Below are 18,479 nucleotides of genomic sequence, written 5' to 3'. Positions count from 1 at the left end.
CCTGATCTCAAATCTGACTTAGTAGGGCTGCATCAGATTTTTCAGCTCATCCGCGCGTTTGGTGGTTTCGTTGAGTAAGCATGAGTTGGCATTGATGCGGGCTAGCGTTCCCCCTTCTGGATCGGCATAGAAGTCGCAGTTGGCTTCCTTGTATGTAATCCATGCGCGCTGGGCGGTAAGCAACTGGTCGCGCCGTTCGCTGCTCAACTGACTACGAAGCTGCTGGTAGTTTTCATTGAGTCTCTGATCCTGACGCTCATATTCGTTTGAAATGCAGGTGACCATATCGAGAGTGCTATAGGCTTGCTGCATGCATGCCTCATACGAGAGCGATGTTTTGTTACCGTAAGCGACAGTGCTAGCCAGTAGAGTAGCGACGAGTAAGGGGAGGTGAATGTATAGACGTTGCATAGCGCTATTTATCTCTTTCAATGATGTAGTGTAATCATGGATATAAGAGTGAGCTGTCTTTAATAGCCATCATCTGCGCGTGGCTGCAGGCTCCTGACCAATGAGGAACATGGCTACAGCTTCTATTATTAGAGTAGCTAATTATTCTAAGGTTGATACATAGCTTGGCGATTAACTGACACAGGTTCTATCGAAAAGCACAGAAGAGGGCACCGAGACGTGCCCCCTCGATTTTCATCAGATCACGCTCACGAAAACCAGTGATTTAAGAAAATGAGAAATGCAGGTAAGACACTGCCAGACGCGCCAGAATGAACGAAAAGGGTCTGCGAGATATCGCAGACCCTTTTGCGTTTTGCCTGTTATCGGCCAAGAGCAAGAGCGGATGTTGAGGAAATACTGATATAGCGCCCAATTAAGTTGTGAGCAACACAGCCACCTTACTCAAACCCTGCACGGTAATCACCAAACAAATTGAAACCAAAAGCGCCAAGTGTTGCGAATCAGCTTGAATTGTTTGTTATGTTATGTTTTGTTCTTGATCAGTTCAGCATGCCTTGTTCAGATGCTCTCTTTATGTTGTTCAATGGTTCCGAGCAGCCCGAGAAGTATATATTGCGGCGTATTTCAGAGTCCATTTTCAAGACCTCTTGTACTGCATAACCTAAAAACTCTATGTGACTCTCCGGTTTGAACTCAGGACTTTTTCTGACCATAGATATCATTTGAGCAAATAAGTCTGAGTCAGTATCTCGACCCGCCTGGTTTGTCAGCTCCCAGCACACATAGGCCATTGCGATTGGACTTTGGCTCATGTCTTTAGGCATATTACTACTCACATTGCTATCACACTTTATCTTTTTCAGCACCCATAAGGCTAGCGACTCATCTGGACGGAATGTATTCTTATTTTGGTTCTGAGCCCACTCAATTTTCTGGCATGAATTATAATGTTCAGGAGCTTTAGCCATTTCCCAAAAACCATTAGCAAAAATCCAAAGGCAAAGCGCCAAAAGAAAACCCAAATACTTCATTATGTACTCCTACATTAAATTATTGCCACTGGGTTGAAAGCCCATGGTAAAAAAATAACGCCCAGCTAAGCGGGAAATTGGAGCGCAGCGTAGATTGATCCGCTGCAGCTGTTTGTTAAAGGGTACTGGCAGGACGCCACCATTCATATGCCAACCCACTTATCAAAACAAATGAGGCTATGTATAAGATTGAAACGACAACTGTACCTTTTATGGGCGTACCAAATTTATAAGTTCGTAGGGATAACCAAAACCAAAACGACCGACCTTGAACGCCCGATACAACCAAAGTAGATGAAGCCATATAGACGAGTGAAAGAAGGATGAATAGCCATGAGCCATATAAGACAATAAACCCCATAACTTGAAAAAGAAGAAAAGAGATTCCCTCGGTACCATAGGTTTTAAGGAGACCAGTAAAACCTGATTCTGTAGCCACTTGCTGAAGGTTAGTTATTCCATCTGGCGAGTGAATTGGATTTAATGACAGGTACAAGATTGGTAAAGCAGACAATGACAGAACGCAAACAGCAATAGTATATATGGCCCACCCGCGACCAGAAATTGTCCCTTTTAATAAAGAAAATACTACTGTTGCCAACCAGAATCCGAAGAGTGACGTTGCAGCAATAACTGAGTAGTCCAATACTTGATCTTGAAAACGAGCATATCCAACAGACAAGAAGATTAGCCCTATTGAAAAAATCCAGATAAAACCATCATCACCAGACGGTCTTGTACTAGCAGGCCTATTGGCAGGTGCGGATTGCTGATTCGGGTGCCTATCCAATTCAGACTGAATTAATTCCTTTACTTCAGTTAAAGTTAGCCCTTTGCCTATCTTGGGTCTTTCTTTTTCAGCGCTTCCACCTCTCAGCATTATGGCGAGAAGAACTCCCCCTAAGACTGTTACTGATAACGGCGACCAGAATACGTCCACACCCCGTGCTGACGCAAAAAAGGCAATTAACTCCTGAAACAATGTACGGTCTCCTTCCTCGATTGGCCTTTAACGCTGAGCTCACCGGTGGCCTTTACAGAGCGAAGCGGCGTAAAGGCCATCCGAGTGGCGCGGCTGGTTAGGGCTTCACTCCAGTCCAAGATCCTTCAGCGTGAGCTCGTTGACATTTTGCCGCTTTCTAAATGTGTCGATCAGAACCCACGAGTTAGTTTCGGTGTCGTAATACTCCCAAAACTCCCACCCGTTTGTGCTTGAGGCAGAACCTTTCGCACCAGCTAGCTTCTTCGCGTGAATCCCAGCAGAGGACGGGTTATCAAAAACTTCATCGTCAAACTCAATACCTTCTGAAGTGACTTTAGCATCAAATTTAAATGCTTTATTGCCACCTCTCGGCTTGTAGGTCGCACGAAGGTTTCCGAAAGGAATCGTGGCACCACGGAATGAAGCAAACCCCTTTTCACTGGTCGGTGCTTCTGGCCTTGCCCCCTCTTGATCTGAACTTAAGGCCTGTTCAATCAATCTCTTAATTACGCTACTCGGGGTATCGACAAATGGTTTTGCCAAACGCTGCAGCGCTTCGAATACATCTCTATCCAACTCAATGCTTACGGTATTAGCTGACATAACAACCCTCACTCCAAAGAAACTATAGTTACTATAGTTTACTCCAAGTAAAGGCAAGAGTTTTTTGCCCTAACAGTGATTATACGCCCCCCTACATAACCTGAATGAACTCGGCGGCGCGTTCACTCAGGTTATGCCGCCTTTCATTCACGCCTATCCCACTGAAATTTAAATAAATTAAGTATAAATAGGCAGCATGGCATAGATTATCGTGCCGGCTGCATAACACTGCTGAACCAGCATACCGCTTCTACCGGGACGTCAGCTTTGAGCCGTTAGCAGCCTTTATACCTAGTTCTCTACTAAACTTAACCTAGCACAAGCTGGTTTAGCAGGCTGGGGCTCGCGAGAATAAGTTTCAACGGTTCCCTTTTCCTTCAGTTCGCGCTGGGCGTACTACCAATGCCTACTTCGCTGAGATCCTCGTGGGTTAGGCCGTGGAACAGTTAGCTGCCACTGCACCCTCAACGCTTGGCAGCTCCCGAGTGATTCACGTCTCATCTTGGATACCCTGTTTTTAGTGATACTATTCTGGGTATTTGCATCTTGTGATTTGCGTTCCACGCATAAGGGTGGCCGAGCAATGTTGGGATTCCTGCAGGGATTTTCCTATGGTCTTTTTATGACCTGCCTGCCCTGGCTGTTGGTAGGGCTCTTCAATCCTGGCTTGGCGATTCCGGTGGCGGCGCCCGGTCGGCTGCATGTTATTTTGCGCTATTGCCTGACAGTGCCTTTCATCAGCATGTTGCTGTGGCTGACCTCGCTGTGGGGCGGTTTCAGCCCAAGCCTGCTGGGGTGGCTGGCGGGGATTGTCGCTATCCCGGTGGCACTGCCCATTGAGCGAACCCTGAGAGGCTGGCTGGCCCGCCGTCGCGCGCGTCGTCAGCAGGCCGAAATGACCGCCAGAGCGCAACAACGCCGTGCTCAACAAGCGCGCAATGCCCATGAAGCAGGCGTGTTGGTGCTCAACCCGGCAGCGCCGCCCGAGGGAGCCGATGATTTGGTAATGGCAATGTGCCACGCTAAACAGCGCTTGCTCGACGTTCAGCGTCCTGATCTGGCGATCCTGGCTGACCGCCTCTATAGCCGTTACCACCATGTGATGGAGGTGCTCAGTGGCCGATTTCAACGTGGTGAGCTGGCTTTTGAGCGCTCGCAAGGCTTGGTCGCGCAGGTGTGTCTTGGTTCGGTAGATACGCTGACCACCATGGCCTCTCAGGCGCGCAGCGTGGTGAGTGTGGACGGTAATTACGTTCGCGACCGTCTGACACGGGAAAGCCAGCGATTGAGTACGGAAGAACGGGCTGCCTTGATGCGGCGTCTGGATCTGCTCGGCGAGACTGAAAAGCGGCTTCAGGAGCTCTCGGCTCAGGTGGAGTCGGCGTTGACTGTGCTCGACGACACGGCCGTTTCCATGGCGCGTATCGAGACCGCACGCCCTCAGGCATCGGTCACCACGGAGAAAGCACTGGATGACTTGCGCCATTTCGTCGAAGGCGCGGGTCGCTATGCGCGTAAAGATTAATTCGATAGCGTACTGCCATATGGTTTTTAGGAACGGTTTCAAGAACGATTTTCAAGGACAGTGGAGATGCCAATGACTCAGCCATCCGATGACACAGGTCGCCTTTCCTTACCGTCAGTCGAGGAGATTGCTGACGCGGTTACCTCCGATGATCCCGGTGCTGATCCTGAACTTGAGGCCATGGCTGAGCGCTTTGTCACGGAAATTCTGGCTGAAGGTGACGAAGCTTCGGTGGTTAACCAGCGTCGTGCCGTGGACGAGATGGGGCTTGAGCTGCAGCAGCAAGCGGCCCACCGCAGTGCCATGCTACAGACGCCACTGCGACAGCTGGCGCATCAAGGCGACGAAGGCGGGCCAGTCGCCAAGGCACTATCTGATCTGCGTGGGCGCATGGAAGGGCTTGACCCTGCCCGCCATCGTCTGGCACCGAGTGCCCTGGATCGTGTGATGGCGATTATTCCTGGCCTCGACAGCCGCCTGCAGCGCTACTTTCGCAAGTTTGAGAATGCTCAGCAGGCGCTGGATTCGATCATCGACGAGTTAGAGAGCGGTCGCGACATGTTGCATCGTGACAACCTCACCTTGAACGATGACCAGCAAGCCCTGAGGAACATTTTGTCCCAATTGAACCGCCAGGTTACGCTGGGTCGCCTGATTGACCGTCGCTTGAAAGATGACATCGACACGCGCGCTGTCGATGATCCGCGGCGTCACTTTCTTGAGGAGGAACTGCTCTTTCCTCTTCGTCAGCGCATCGTCGATCTTCAGCAGCAACTGGCTGTTAGCCAGCAAGGCGTACTGGCGCTGGAAGTCATCATTCGCAACAATCGGGAGTTGATGCGTGGGGTAGACAGGGCCATTAACGTCACTGTCTCGGCGCTCACCGTTGCGGTCACCGTGGCGATGGGCATGGCTAATCAGCGCCTAGTGCTGGATCGCATTGAAGCCCTCAATACCACCACCTCGCAGATGATTGGCGGAACCGCCAAGGCGCTGCGTCAGCAGGGCGTGGATATCCAGAAGCGTGCTTCTTCGGCGATGCTCGATATGCAAATGCTGGAAGACGCTTTTGGTGAGGTGATGGGCGCCATTGATGATCTCTCGACCTATCGCCAAGAAGCGCTGCCGCGGCTGGATGAGCAGATTGACCGACTGGCGACCTTGTCCAAACAGGGCAGCGCCTCCATCGAGCGCCTCCGCGAAGGCAGCGAATCGCACCTACAGGACGACCGAAAAGGCGGCTGATCGCGTTGTATCACCTAGTCATCTGGCCGCAATTCCTTGGGGCTGGGTGGGCTGCCGACGCGTACTTCGCTGAGGTCCTCGTGGGCGAGGCCGCGGAACAGTGAGAACATCATGGCAAACACCAGAATAAACATCGGTAGGCCAACCACGGTAATCACTTCCTGCAATGCGCTAAGCCCTGCATCGCCCGCCAGCACGATAAGCATGGCTGCCAGCATACCCTCAGAGACACCCCAAAATACCCGCTGGTGCCAAGGGCCTGGGTCCGCTTTGCCGGTACACAGCATATCGACAACCAGCGACGCGGAGTCTGATGACGTGGCAAAGAAGATGGCGACGATCACCACCGCTAAGCCCTGGATTAAGGTGGCGGCTGGGAAGTTTTCGAAAAATGCGAACATGGCGAGCGGGATACTTTCACCCACGGCAGCGGATAGTGCACCGGCCTGATCTCCCATGGCTGCTCGGGCTTCAGCGCCAATCCCATCGATTTCCATTGCCGACCAGCCAAAGATGGCAAACCAGACCAGCGTAAAGATGGAAGGCGCGAACAGTACCCCAAGGACAAACTCGCGGATGGTTCGCCCACGGGAAATGCGCGCCACGAAGATCCCGATAAAAGGTGACCAGGTGACTGTCCAGGCCCAATAGAACACCGTCCAGCTGCCTTGCCACCCCCAACCGCTGCCGTCATTACTGGTATAGCTCGCCAGCGTGTCATTCCAGAATGCCATGGGCAGCAGGTTCGATATGTAGAGGCCAAAGGTCTCGACTACGGCACGCAATAGGAAAACGGTCGATCCGGTAAACAGTACAAACACCAGCAGGCCGACGGCCATCCCGATATTGATATTGGAGAGTCGTTTCACACCGGCATCCAGCCCCGCGACAATCGACCCTACAGCGACAGCTGTCAGAACAGCGATGATGATCACTTTTGTCATCACGGCATCCGGTACACCAAACAGCTCCGTTAGCCCTGCATTGATTTGCTGGGTGCCCAGGCCAATGGAAACCGCCACACCAAAGAGGGTGCCAAGAATGGCAAAGATATCGAGGGTTTTGCCGACAGGACCGTAAATACGCTCGCCGATCAGTGGGTAGAAGACCGAGCTGAAACGCATTGGCAAGTTGTAACGATAGATAAAGTACGCAAACGCCAGCCCTGGCATAGCGAAAATCGCCCAGGTATGTAGCCCCAAGTGATAGATCGAAAAGCTGATGGCATCGTCGGCGGCGGCCACAGAGAACGGTTCGACATCCGGCCGTGGGGGTGTTGAAAAGTGGGAAATAGGCTCGGCCACGCCCCAGAACATCAATACTGTGCCGATACCGCCCGCGAACAGCATGGTAAACCAGGAGATATTGCTATAGGCCGGCTTCGCATCGTTGCCACCGAGGCGGATTGCCCCGTAACGGCTGAGCGCTACCCACAGCAGGAACGCCACCCAACTCGTTACCCCTAAAATAAAGAACCAGCCAAGGTTAGTAACAATCCATTGCCGTCCTGCGCCGAAGGCTTCGCCTATTGCGCCTGGTGCAACCAACAGCGCCACCAGGAAAAGAATCATGATCCCAGCAGACGTGAAAAAAATGGTGGGATCTGTCTTGAGGCCCAGCTTTTTCGCAAGAGCATCCATCATTTATTCTCCCAGTGCCTTTTTAACAGCCGTCTTTTCAATAATTGTCTTTTCAACAACATAGGAGTTATTCGAGGATCACGCCAAGCGCCACTCATAACGAGCAGCTCAGTGAACAGGTGGGTTACATGGTTGGTTAAGGTTGCGTGCTGACTTTCATCTACAGCTTATTCAGAGTGCAGTTTAATCTTCTGTATTTTTGTTTGGATGTGGAATTTTACGCTGCTTTGCCCAGTGCTGGCGGTGTCTTCGATAATGGGAGTGCCCACGCCTGAATGATAAGCTCTTGGGCCTGTACAAACGCGACCTTTGAGGCAACATCACTGTGAGCAGAAAGATTTGGCTGCGTGCCCTGGTCCTGGCGTCTTTGATGGTGCTGAGCCTTTTGGGTCTATGGTGGTTATGGCACTGGCAGTACAGCCAAGCCCACGCGGATGCCCAACGCCACGCTAACAATCGCCTTGCTCTCTACGCCAGCAGCCTGCAAGGCGCGCTAGAACGCTTTACTTATCTGCCCGACCTGTTGGCGCGACAACCCCTGGTGCAGGCCGCTCTGCTCGACTCCGCCGAGGTTTTCCTGCCCCAGGTTAATGCCCATCTTGCCCAGGTGGCAGAGAGCTCTGGCGCGGAGTTGATCTTTCTAGTGGATAACCAGGGAATGACCTTGGCCAGCAGTAATTATGACCTTCCTGAAAGCCTGATCGGCCACGACTACCGCTTCCGTCCCTATGTCCATGACGCCCTGGCTGAGGGGCGCGGGGAGTTCTTCGCTATCGGTAGCACCACGGGTCGCCCAGGTTATTTTATTGCTGCCTCAGTGGGCCAAGAGCGGGAGACAGCCACCGGGGTGCTGGTGGTCAAGGTCTCGCTGGAAGCACTTCAGGAGGATTGGCGTCGAGCGGAAGAAAACGTCATTTTGTCGGATGCCAATGGCGTTGTGATACTTTCTAGCCGTGAGAAGTGGCGCTTTCATCACCTTGATGGGCTCTCTGGTGACGCTTTGGAGCAGATTAATGCCCAGCGCCAATTTCTTGATAAACCACTGCCCCCACTAGGTCAGCGTCTGGGTGACGATACGCGGGTAATAGGCAACCAAGGGCAAGGCGGGGGCGAACGTTTTCTGGTCGCTTCCTTACCGCTTTCCACACTGAGTTGGTCGATGCATTACCTGAGCCCAGTGCGCCCGCTTTATATTAGTGCCCGCAACATACTCCTGGCTGGCTTAGTCACACTTTCCGCTCTCTTATTGTTCGGCTTGTGGCTACGTGAACGACAAAAACGTCAGCAGATGCGCGATGCACAGGCGAAAATCATCCAGCAAACCAATGTCCGCCTTGAAGAGCGTGTCCAGGAACGCACCCAGGCCTTAGAGGATGCGCAGGCGGAATTGGTCCAAGCGGGTAAATTGGCTGCCTTGGGTACCATGGCCGCAGGGATTGCCCATGAGCTCAACCAGCCTCTTTCTGGCATACGCACTTACGCGGCCAACGGCGAGCGGTTGCTGGCACTAGGCCGCGAGGAAATGGCAGGCGACAACTTTCAACGTATTCAGGTATTGAGCAAACGTCTCGCTCGGCTAATTGAGCAGCTCCAGCTCTTCGCTCGCAAGGGAGGGAGCCGAGAAAGCGTGGATCTCCCCGCCAGCCTGACCTTCGTACTGGAGCTTCTGGAGGAGCGTTTTCAGCAGCAAAAAGTGCGCCTGGAGCGTGACGGTGATTGGCAGCAGTCACTGTTGGTACGTGGCGATGAAATTCGCCTTGAGCAGTTGCTCACCAACCTGCTGCGTAATGCGCTGGATGCCTTGAACGACACGCCGAATGGCATCATTCGACTGCATGTCGAGGTAACGCCGGCGCAAGTACTTTTGACTATCCATGACAACGGCCCCGGCTTGCCTCACGAAGTTATCGAACAGATGTTCGACCCGTTCTTCACGACCAAACCGGTTGGTGAAGGCCTCGGGCTGGGGCTGTTTATCAGTTACGGCATTGCTCAGGATCTTGGCGGTAAACTCAGCGCTGGCAATCATCCCTCTGGAGGCGCTTGGTTTCGTCTGGCATTACCGCATGGTGAGGAGACACCTTCATGACGCAAGCAGCTTCTAGCCCCTTATCTCGTATCCCTGCCGCTTCTCTGCCCGTCTGGCTGGTGGAAGATGAAGCCGATGTCCGTGATTCACTTTGCCAATGGTTGGAAGTGTCAGGATTAGAGGTCCGAACGTTTTCACGTGCCCGCAAGGCCCTTAGTGCGCTTCAGAACGGCCAGCAATGCGGTGTTGTTGTCAGTGATATCAAAATGCCTGAGATGGATGGCCTGGCCTTGTTTGCTGCCGTGCAAGCACTCAGCGCTCCGCCCCCGGTGATTCTGATTACCGGCCACGGTGATGTCCCCATGGCGGTTGCCGCGATTCAGCAGGGGGCTTGGGATTTCGTGCAAAAGCCCTTCGACCCTGAACGCCTTGAAGAGTGTGTACGTCGGGCGCTGGAGCATCGCGCCCTAGCACTGGAAAACCTACAGTTACAGCAGGCGTTACGCCATAACTATTTGAGCACGCGTCTGCTCGGCGACTCTGCGCTTATGCAAGAGCTGCGGCGCCAGGTGGAAAACCTGGCCGCTAGCCGCGCCAACGTGGTAATCAACGGCGAAACTGGCAGCGGCAAGGAAGTCGTGGCTCGCGCATTGCACGATTTCGGCACCGGTAGCCAAGGCGCTTTCGTGGCGTTGAACTGTGGCGCTATGAACAGCGAGTTAATTGAATCAGAGCTGTTCGGGCATGAAAAAGGGGCCTTTACCGGGGCGGGAGAGCGGCGCATAGGTCGGCTGGAAACCGCCAGCCACGGCACCTTGTTTCTGGATGAAATAGAGTCACTGCCACTGTCTGCCCAGGTCAAACTATTGCGCGCACTGCAGGAAGGCGAAATTACTCGGCTAGGCAGCAACCAAGTGATCCGCTTGCACCTTCGGGTCGTGGCGGCCAGTAAAGAGAACTTGCTGGAAATGGTATCGAAGGGAGATTTTCGCGAAGACCTGTATTATCGCCTGGCGATTGCCGAGCTGGCGATTCCCCCCTTGCGCGAGCGCCGTGAAGATATTCCCTTACTGTTTCGCCACTTCTGCCATCAAGCCGCCGACGTTCACGAAAGGCCAATGCGCGAGCCCACAACAGAGCTGCTGACCGCCCTAGGTAATCATCGGTGGCCAGGAAACCTACGCGAGCTGCGCAATATCGCCACGCGCTTTATTCTGGGGCTGGATTTGCCCTGGCAAAGCTCACCTATGCCGCCACACCAAGCGTCTGCGCTTTCTTCGCGCATGGAAGCATTTGAGGCTACCGTCTTGAAAGAAACGCTGCAGCGCCATAACGGCAATATTCAAGCGGTACTCGACGAACTCGACCTGCCTCGCCGCACGCTCAATCAGAAAATGCAGCGCCACCAGTTACGCCGCGAAGACTTTCTCGCGCCCTAATTATCGGGTCGATGCATCGGCCATTTTTTGCCGATGAGGGTAAAACGCATCGGCGAAAAATGGCCGACAGACGGGCAGCCATCTTCGCCTTTTGTCGTATAGAGAAAAATGTAGGTAATTGATTTTTATATCTTTGCTTAAAGTTGGCTGGCTTCTCGCTCTATTGGGAAGGGAGTAGTGATTACTCCAACAATTCCAATAAGCTGGGAGCAACACCATGCTGAAACGCCAATTTCTTAAAACCGCTCTTTGTCTCGCTACCGCCGCTGCCCTAGGCGTCAGTGCCTCTGGCGTTACCGCCCAGGAACCTGCCGAGGGCGGACAATACATCATGGGCACCGCCACCACTGGTGGCACGTTCTATCCGGTAGGTGTAGCGCTTTCCACGTTGATACGTGTCAAGCTCGAACCCACTCATGGCATTTCCGTTTCCGCCATTAGCTCGGCGGGCTCCGCGGAAAACTTGCGCCTGATGGATGATGATCAAGCCCAATTCGGCATTCTCCAAGCGCTCTATGGCGCTTGGGCGTGGTCTGGTGAGGGGCCGGTGCCCAAAGCCTATGACAACGTGCGCTCAGTTTCTATGTTGTGGCAGAACGTTGAGCACTTCGTGATGCGCAACGCACTTGTCGATACTGGCACTATCGATGATCTGGCTCGGCTGTACGGACGAGGCTTCTCCATCGGTGCGCGTAATTCCGGTACTGAAGGCTCTGGTCGGCAGATTCTTGCCGGTCTGGAAATAGACCCGCAACAGATGAACATTGCCTACCTGGGGTACAGCGCCAGCGCTGATTCCATGCAGAACGGCAATATAGATGGTATGAACATACCGGCAGGCGTTCCGGCCTCTGCCGTGACCAGCGCCTATGCCAATATGGGCGATGACATTACCACGCTGAACGTGACCGCTGAGCAACTTGAGCGCATTAACAGCCAGTACCCAGTGTGGAGTGCTTTCGACATTCCCGCCGACACATACCCCGGTCAGAGCTCCCCGATCAGCACTATTTCCCAGCCCAATATTCTGGTGGTCAATGCCAATGTTCCTGAGGAGCATGTGTACCAGATCACCAAGGCAATGTTCGAGAACCTGCCGTTTCTAAATAACATTCATCCTGCAACGCGTGATATGGCACTGGAAAAAGCCCTCGACGGCCTGCCGATGCCACTGCATGCCGGTGCCGCACGCTATTTCCAGGAACAAGGCATTGATATTCCCGAGCATCTTCTCGAAGGCTGATGGCCTATCGTCCTGCATCTGCCTGGCATAAGCCGGGCAGACGGCCTCCCTATGCCTTACCTAGTTTCACGAGGTACACCATGAGCCATTCGACACCTGATACGGTGCGTGATGAATCCGCAGACAGCGCGACAGAGCGTCTCGAACACCCTTGGCTTGGCCAAATTCTCAGTCTGCTTGCGATCATCGTTGCCCTGTCGCATATCTATTTCAATACCCTAGGCACGGTCTCAGAAATCTGGGTCAGTGCATTGCATTTCGGCATGTTCGGTCTGTTGTGCGCTCTTTCCGTGCCTATGTTCAAAGCGCGCTCTGCAACTGGTCAGCGCCTGTTACTTGCTGTTGACGTGTGCCTTGGTTTAGCTGCCCTGGGCTGTGCGTTTTACTTGATTGGCTTCGAGGATGCACTCTATGCCCGTGGGGTACGCTTCTCTCTGGCCGACTGGGTCGTTTCTATTACTGCCTTGGCATTGGTACTTGAATTCGCTCGCCGGACCACCGGCTGGTTTATTCCGCTGCTGTGTATTATTGCGCTAACGTACGTTGCCTGGTGGGGGCGCTACGTAGGCGGGGTGTTTAATTTCCCTGGGTTGAACTGGGAAACCGTACTGTTTCGCAGTTTCCTTGGCGGCGACGGCATGCTGGGCTCGATTGCGCGGATTTCCTGGTCCTATGTCTTCATGTTCATTCTCTTCGGTGCCTTCCTGGTACGTTCCGGCGCAGGAGAGTTCATCATCGAGCTGGCGCGTTGTGCCGCTGGCCGCTTTGTGGGTGGCCCAGGGTTTGTGGCGGTATTTGCTTCAGGGCTTATGGGGTCAGTCTCTGGTTCTAGCGTAGCCAATACAGTCTCTACCGGTGTAATCACTATTCCCTTAATGCGTAAGGCCGGTTTTCCACCGCGCTTCGCTGCTGGCGTTGAAGCTGCGGCGTCAACCGGGGGCCAGCTTATGCCTCCCGTTATGGGTGCGGGTGCCTTTATCATGGCCTCTTACACCCAGGTGTCCTATCTCACCATCATTGGTGTCGCTGCGCTTCCTGCACTGCTGTACTTTCTCTCGGTGGCCATGTTCGTGCGCATCGAAGCCAAGCGTAGCGGTACCCATCAGGCAGAAACGGAACAGGCTCCTAGACTGATTGATGTGCTGAAGGGCGGTTGGCACTACTTGCTGCCGCTAGTGATTCTGGTCGTGGCGCTTATCAATGGTTTCACACCCACTTACGCCGCCGGTATTGCTATCGTGTCGGTGGTCGTGGCTTCCTGGCTATCACGTACTCCCATGAAGCTGCAGGCAATCATCGACGCCTTGGTACTGGGCACCCGCAACATGGTTGCCACCGCCATTCTACTGCTGACGGTTGGATTGATCGTCAATGTGGTGTCGACGACCGGCATTGGTAACATCTTTTCGTTGATGATCTCAGACTGGGCGGGTGGCAGCCTGTTAATCACCATTGTGTTGATCGCGTTGGCCTCCCTGGTACTAGGTATGGGCCTACCGGTGACGGCCGCTTATATCGTACTGGGCACGCTATCGGCACCGGCGCTGTATGGCTTGATGGCGGAAAGCCAGCTGTTAGAGCTGATCATGGCCGGTGATTTGCCTGAGCAGGCGCGTGCGATCTTTATGCTTGCCGCGCCTGATGCTTTAGACGCGCTGAATGCTCCGATGGACGCCGCCAGTGCTCAACAGCTATTGGCAGTGGTGCCGGATGATTTCCGTTCACAGCTTTACGAACAAGCGCTTTCGCCGCACATGATATCGATGATGCTGGTGGCGGCACACATGGTGATTTTCTGGCTCTCCCAGGACTCCAATGTAACGCCCCCAGTATGCCTTACTGCCTTCGCTGCGGCGGCTATCGCTAAAACGCCGCCGATGCGTACCGGTTTTACCGCCTGGAAAATCGCCAAGGGTCTCTACATCATTCCCTTGCTGTTTGTGTGGTCGCCAATGATCACTGGGACACCGACCGAGATGCTGGTCGTGTTTGCCTTCGCGTTATTCGGTATTTACGCCATTATCGCCGGGCTGGAAGGCTATCTGGAAAGCGAGTTGCCCTGGTGGCTGCGTCTAGCCATGTTCCCCATTGGTGCTTTAATGCTGTGGCCCCACGGAAACTTGCTACTGGACTTCTTGGGCTTGGCACTGTTTCTGATCACTCTGGTGTGGAGTGCCAGACGTGACCGCCAGATGGTTCATGCGACAGCCTGACTCTAGGCGAGCATAACGAGGGCAGCCCTCTTATAAATAGCGCTCAAATAAATGCCGCCATCAAAAGATGGCGGCATTCCAATGAAAACCGAGCTTTTAATCAACGTGAGTGATGGGCTCACGGTCGGGGTCCACATACCAGGGCAAGCCGAGGCGTGTATTGCGCTCTAACTCAGCAATTACCTGGGCGCCCAGCAATAAAATAATGGCGCCGATTTCCAGGCTGAGTAGCACGATGATCAGCGTGGCGAGTGAGCCGTAAACGACGTTGACGAAAGAGAGGTGGGTAAAATAGTAGACCAGCAGCAACCGCACCCCTTCCCATAGCAGTGCCGCTACGAAACCGCCGACCACCGCTCGGCGTAACGCGATACGCACCACCGGCAGTACCTTATAGATAGCGCTGAACAACAAGAAGACCCCAGCAAAGCTGAATAAGTTAAGTACCGGTTCGGAAAACCCAGAAAACGGCAGTTCTCTCTCAAAGAGCGCCATGATCAGTGTATTGAGCGAGCTGGCCAGGGTAACCATCAGTGTTAAGGCCATTAGCCCCGCACCGAGCACCAGCATGAAGGCGTAAGGCAGCATCACGGACACCCAGGCGCTACGTTTGATATGAGGGCTTTCAGGGGCATGGAAGATAATCGCTAGTGCATCTTCCAGCATGCGAAAGGCGAAGGAGCTGAAGAGCAGCAAAATGGGGAAGCTAAGAATGCCAATGACATCGCGGGAATCCAGTAGGCTGCGAACGGCGTCCATTAAGACCCCGGCATGAGCCGGTGCCAGGTGTCGCGCTTGCACGGAAAGAACGTTAAGCAAGTGCTGCTCATCCACCACTTGCGTTAACAGTACGACCAGCACAGCAAATAGCGGCACGATAGAGAGCAAAATGTTGTAACCCACCCCACCCGCAAGCAGGATGCCGCGGTTTTTCAGGAAATGGCACAGTACTCGCCAGGCGAATTGGGCTAGCCGAGGCAGCAAGAGCAAAACGGCATTGAGTACTGTTTGGTTGCGTCCCATCGCTTGCCATTCTCCTTGTACGCCAATGCTATGCCCTGGCGGTTTGATTGTTCAGCGACAACAGGTGTCAGACGACAGACTGACGCACAGACAATCAAAATGATAGGCAATGATGGGGCTAGCACGACAGAATGAATTGCCCGATGCCTCTTTCCTTGGATATCAACTACTAACTAGTGGCTTGGATCAGTGCTATAGCTTGCGAAGCCGCCAGAGGAAGAAACTACCGCCAATCAGTGAGGCAATGATGCCAGCGGGGATCTCGTCGGGGAACAGTAGTTGGCGGCCTAGCCAGTCTGCTACCACCATCAGCAGCGCGCCTAGCAGGGCGGCGCTGATAAGTTGGCTAAATGCCCGACTAAACCCCAGCAGGCGTGCCATATGCGGTGCCAGCAGGCCGACGAAGGAGAGTGGCCCAACCACCAGGGTGGCACAGGCGGTGAGCAGAGCCACCAGCAGTAATAGCCACAGCCGTGCTCGGTTCAGGCGAATGCCGAGGGCCTGGGTGCTGGCTGCCCCAAGCGGTAGGATATCTAGCCAGCGGGAAAAAGGCAGGGTCGCAAGGCTGAGGATCAGTGCCACAGCGGTCACCGCCAGGGCGATGCCTGCTTCGACATAATAAGTGGAGCCGGAAAGCCAAGCCAGAATCAGCTGGCCACGAGGATCGCCGCTGGCCAGTACGATGGCACGCACGGCATCGAAGAGAGCGGTAATAGCTACCCCGGTCAGCAGTAGTCGCTCTGGATGAAGGCCACTGCGGCGATTGAGTAACACAAGCACGGCTAAACTGGCCAAGGCACCCAGTGTGCCCGCTGCCAACAGGGTTAGGTTTCCCGGCGCTGGTAGCAGGAAGATCGCCGCCATCAAGGCCATGGCGCTGCCGCTGCTAATACCCAACAGTTCGGGGCTGGCCATGGGGTTGGCGGTCAGTCGTTGCAGTAAGGTGCCAGCCAATGCCAACAGTACGCCGCTGGCAGCCGCTGTGGTCAGGCGTGGCCAGCGCCACTGAAGGATCTCCCAGTTCGTCAGCCATTGCCAGCCTTGGTTGCCCTGGCCCCAGTACAAGGCGACGATCATCGCGATGACTAGCGCTAGGGCGATTCCGGTGGCGAGGCGGGCAGGGGCGGGGTGGCGAGGGCCAAGCCCTGTCGCGGCGCGGGGTGGCCCATCACCGTTTAGGCGCAGGCGCGGTATCAGCCACAGTAGCAGCGGGGCACCCAATGCAGCGGTGGCGGCGCCGGTGGGAATGAGGGTCGGCAGCCAGACGTTGGCGCTTTGCAGCAGCAGATCAGTGATGGTCAGCAGCAAGGCCCCGAGCAGAGTGGAGGCCAGCAGTCGCGCCGCCAGGCCGCGTACCCCTGCCAGACGCACCATATTGGGTGCTGCCAGGCCGATAAAGCCGATGACCCCCACGACGCTGACCACGCTGGCTGTGAGAAAGATGGCTAGCCCCAGAGCGGACAGACGAAGGTGCTTGAGGCGAACCCCTAGGCTGGTCGCGCTGGCGTCATCCAGCGCTAGCGTTCGTAAAGGTTGTAGTAGCACAAGGCTAACTAGCAGACCCAGGGCTATGCGTGGGGCGAGAAAAGCTGCATCGTTCCAGCCATCCTGGGCAAGCGCGCCAGCGCCCCAGATCAGTAGCCCCTTAAGCTCCTCTTGGTGGAAGAGTAAGAGCACCAGGGCCAACGCGCCGAAATAGAGATTGACCACTAGGCCTGCCAACACCACGACCAGTGGTGCCAGATGCTGCCGCCAGGCCAGTGCCATGACCAGCCCCATCCCCAGGCTACCTCCGGCCAGCGCTACCCACTCCCGCCCCAGTACCAGTAAGCCAGGTGCCATGAGGGTGGCAGCCATCAGAGCCAGGTTGGCACCGCTGGCCACCCCCAACGTGGAGGGAGCCGCCAGCGGGTTGCGCAGTACCTGTTGCATCAACACCCCAGCTAGGGCCAGACCGCCGCCAGCCAGTAACGCCATGGCCAGGCGTGGCCACCAGACGTAGTGCAGCACCAAGCTTGTGGTATCTCCAGGCGTCACCGCGAACAGGGCTCTCCAAGCCTGGGCTGACCCCCCCTGGTCGGAAAGCGAGGTAATCGCCAGTCCCAGCATCAGCAAGCCTAGCAGCGCAAGCCCCATCCAGGGGGCGAGGCGCATTCGATGCGAGCGGCCAGTTAGCATGGACGATGTCATCATGGCTGGGCCTCCAGAGCGCCGACCAGTGATTCGGCGAAGCGCGTTGCTGAGGGCAGGGCGCCGAAGCTCCATACGGGGGGCAGGCGGATAACGCGCTGGGTGGCGACGCTCGGTAGATGTTGCCATAGGCCACTGTTGGCGAGCTGCTCCTCAACGCCTTGGGGATAGGGCTCCACCACGACGAGTCGCGCGTCGATGGTGGCCAGCGCCTCCAGGCTCACCAGACTGAAGCCCCAAGCATTGGTCGATCCCTGCCATGCATTCTCTAGACCCAAACGCTCCAGCACCATTTGATAAAGACCACCTTCGCCGAAGACCCGCACGTGGCGGGCATCCATAAATTGCACGATCAGCAGTGGCTCTGTGGTTTCTGGCAGCCGCTCGCGCAGCGATACAAGGCTTGCATGGGTTGCTTCGATCAGTGATTCGCCCGCGGCAGGGTCATCGATAAGGTGGGCTAGCGTTTGGGTTAGGGTCAGCATTTGTGGCCAGGGGGCCTCGTTAGGGGTATAGAGAGCCAGCTCGCTGACCGGGGCGATACGCTCAAGGCGTGGCCGCTGGTTGGCGAACATCGGTGAAATCAGAATGCGCTGGGGTGCCAGGGCAGCCAGTCGCTCCAGGTTGGGTTGGCTGCGCAGCCCCAGGTCGATGACCGAATCAGGCAGTGATGGCTCGCCTACCCAGGCGTGGTAGGCCGAGACCTGACCCACCGCTATTGGCGGGTGGCCCAGGGCTATCAGCGTTTCAGCCAGGGTCCAGTCAAGGCTGGCAAGGCGCGGACCACTGCGCTCGGCCTGGGCGAGGGGCGCGGCAGCGAATAAAAGAAGGGCTATTAACAGGGCTATCAGAAGGAACAGACCAAACGAGAAGGCCCGTGACAGTAAGCTTATCGGTAGCAT

General features: G+C 55.0%; 14 protein-coding genes. 6 read left to right on the top strand and 8 right to left on the bottom strand.

Going from position 1 to position 18,479, the window contains the following annotated elements:
- Window positions 1-18: 18 nt before the first annotated feature.
- The 4 genes from HZS79_RS05100 to HZS79_RS05085 form a co-directional block, all read right to left on the bottom strand.
- A complete protein-coding gene (locus tag HZS79_RS05100) occupies window positions 19-312 on the bottom strand; it encodes a lysozyme inhibitor LprI family protein (RefSeq protein ID WP_179927238.1) in 294 nt (97 codons plus the stop codon).
- Between the two features lie 641 nt (window positions 313-953).
- The gene (locus HZS79_RS05095; RefSeq protein WP_179927237.1) at window positions 954-1,445 is read right to left on the bottom strand and encodes a hypothetical protein; all 492 of its coding nucleotides are present in this window, start codon (window positions 1,443-1,445) and stop codon (window positions 954-956) included.
- 115 nt (window positions 1,446-1,560) lie between these two features.
- Window positions 1,561-2,427, bottom strand: a complete 867-nt coding sequence (locus tag HZS79_RS05090) for a hypothetical protein (RefSeq protein WP_179927236.1) — start codon at window positions 2,425-2,427, stop codon at window positions 1,561-1,563.
- A 105-nt stretch (window positions 2,428-2,532) separates the two neighbouring features.
- A complete protein-coding gene (locus HZS79_RS05085; RefSeq protein WP_179927235.1) occupies window positions 2,533-3,030 on the bottom strand; it encodes a hypothetical protein in 498 nt (165 codons plus the stop codon).
- A 583-nt stretch (window positions 3,031-3,613) separates the two neighbouring features.
- Here HZS79_RS05085 and HZS79_RS05080 point away from each other — a divergent pair.
- Both HZS79_RS05080 and HZS79_RS05075 read left to right on the top strand, forming a co-directional pair.
- The gene (locus HZS79_RS05080; RefSeq protein WP_179927234.1) at window positions 3,614-4,555 is read left to right on the top strand and encodes a cobyrinic acid a,c-diamide synthase; all 942 of its coding nucleotides are present in this window, start codon (window positions 3,614-3,616) and stop codon (window positions 4,553-4,555) included.
- A 72-nt stretch (window positions 4,556-4,627) separates the two neighbouring features.
- Window positions 4,628-5,800, top strand: coding sequence for a toxic anion resistance protein (locus HZS79_RS05075; protein WP_179927233.1), 1,173 nt, complete (start codon window positions 4,628-4,630; stop codon window positions 5,798-5,800).
- A 14-nt stretch (window positions 5,801-5,814) separates the two neighbouring features.
- Here HZS79_RS05075 and HZS79_RS05070 read toward each other — a convergent pair whose 3' ends face one another.
- Entirely contained in the window at window positions 5,815-7,440 is a 1,626-nt protein-coding gene (locus HZS79_RS05070; RefSeq protein WP_179927364.1) for a BCCT family transporter, read from the bottom strand.
- Window positions 7,441-7,765: 325 nt separating this feature from the next.
- Here HZS79_RS05070 and HZS79_RS05065 point away from each other — a divergent pair, with 325 nt between their 5' ends.
- The 4 genes from HZS79_RS05065 (at window position 7,766) to HZS79_RS05050 (ending at window position 14,364) form a co-directional block, all read left to right on the top strand.
- Window positions 7,766-9,529 (top strand): sensor histidine kinase, encoded by a 1,764-nt coding sequence (locus HZS79_RS05065; protein ID WP_340159012.1) that lies wholly within the window; start codon window positions 7,766-7,768, stop codon window positions 9,527-9,529.
- A complete protein-coding gene (locus HZS79_RS05060) occupies window positions 9,526-10,908 on the top strand; it encodes a sigma-54-dependent transcriptional regulator (RefSeq protein WP_179927232.1) in 1,383 nt (460 codons plus the stop codon). Before HZS79_RS05065 ends, HZS79_RS05060 begins: the two co-directional genes overlap by 4 nt.
- 217 nt (window positions 10,909-11,125) lie before the next feature.
- Window positions 11,126-12,151: a TAXI family TRAP transporter solute-binding subunit gene (locus tag HZS79_RS05055; protein WP_179927231.1), complete on the top strand. Its 1,026-nt coding sequence runs from the start codon at window positions 11,126-11,128 to the stop codon at window positions 12,149-12,151.
- An 80-nt stretch (window positions 12,152-12,231) separates the two neighbouring features.
- A complete protein-coding gene (locus HZS79_RS05050) occupies window positions 12,232-14,364 on the top strand; it encodes a TRAP transporter permease (protein ID WP_179927230.1) in 2,133 nt (710 codons plus the stop codon).
- Window positions 14,365-14,460: 96 nt separating this feature from the next.
- On the opposite strand, the gene HZS79_RS05045 is transcribed toward HZS79_RS05050, so the two are convergent.
- The 3 genes from HZS79_RS05045 to HZS79_RS05035 all read right to left on the bottom strand — a co-directional run bounded on the left by HZS79_RS05045 (window position 14,461) and on the right by HZS79_RS05035 (window position 18,479).
- On the bottom strand, window positions 14,461-15,387 hold the full coding sequence (locus tag HZS79_RS05045) for a YihY/virulence factor BrkB family protein (RefSeq protein ID WP_162216941.1): 927 nt from the start codon (window positions 15,385-15,387) through the stop codon (window positions 14,461-14,463).
- 192 nt (window positions 15,388-15,579) lie between these two features.
- Complete coding sequence (fhuB, locus tag HZS79_RS05040) at window positions 15,580-17,580, bottom strand: Fe(3+)-hydroxamate ABC transporter permease FhuB (RefSeq protein ID WP_371829564.1); 2,001 nt, start codon at window positions 17,578-17,580, stop codon at window positions 15,580-15,582.
- Window positions 17,577-18,479 (bottom strand): ABC transporter substrate-binding protein, encoded by a 903-nt coding sequence (locus HZS79_RS05035; protein WP_179927229.1) that lies wholly within the window; start codon window positions 18,477-18,479, stop codon window positions 17,577-17,579. Before HZS79_RS05035 ends, fhuB begins: the two co-directional genes overlap by 4 nt.

The organism is Vreelandella zhaodongensis (assembly GCF_013415115.1).
GTDB classification, from domain to species: domain Bacteria; phylum Pseudomonadota; class Gammaproteobacteria; order Pseudomonadales; family Halomonadaceae; genus Vreelandella; species Vreelandella zhaodongensis.
Note: the sequence above shows the minus strand (reverse complement) of the source record. Positions and strands in the feature narration are given on the sequence as shown.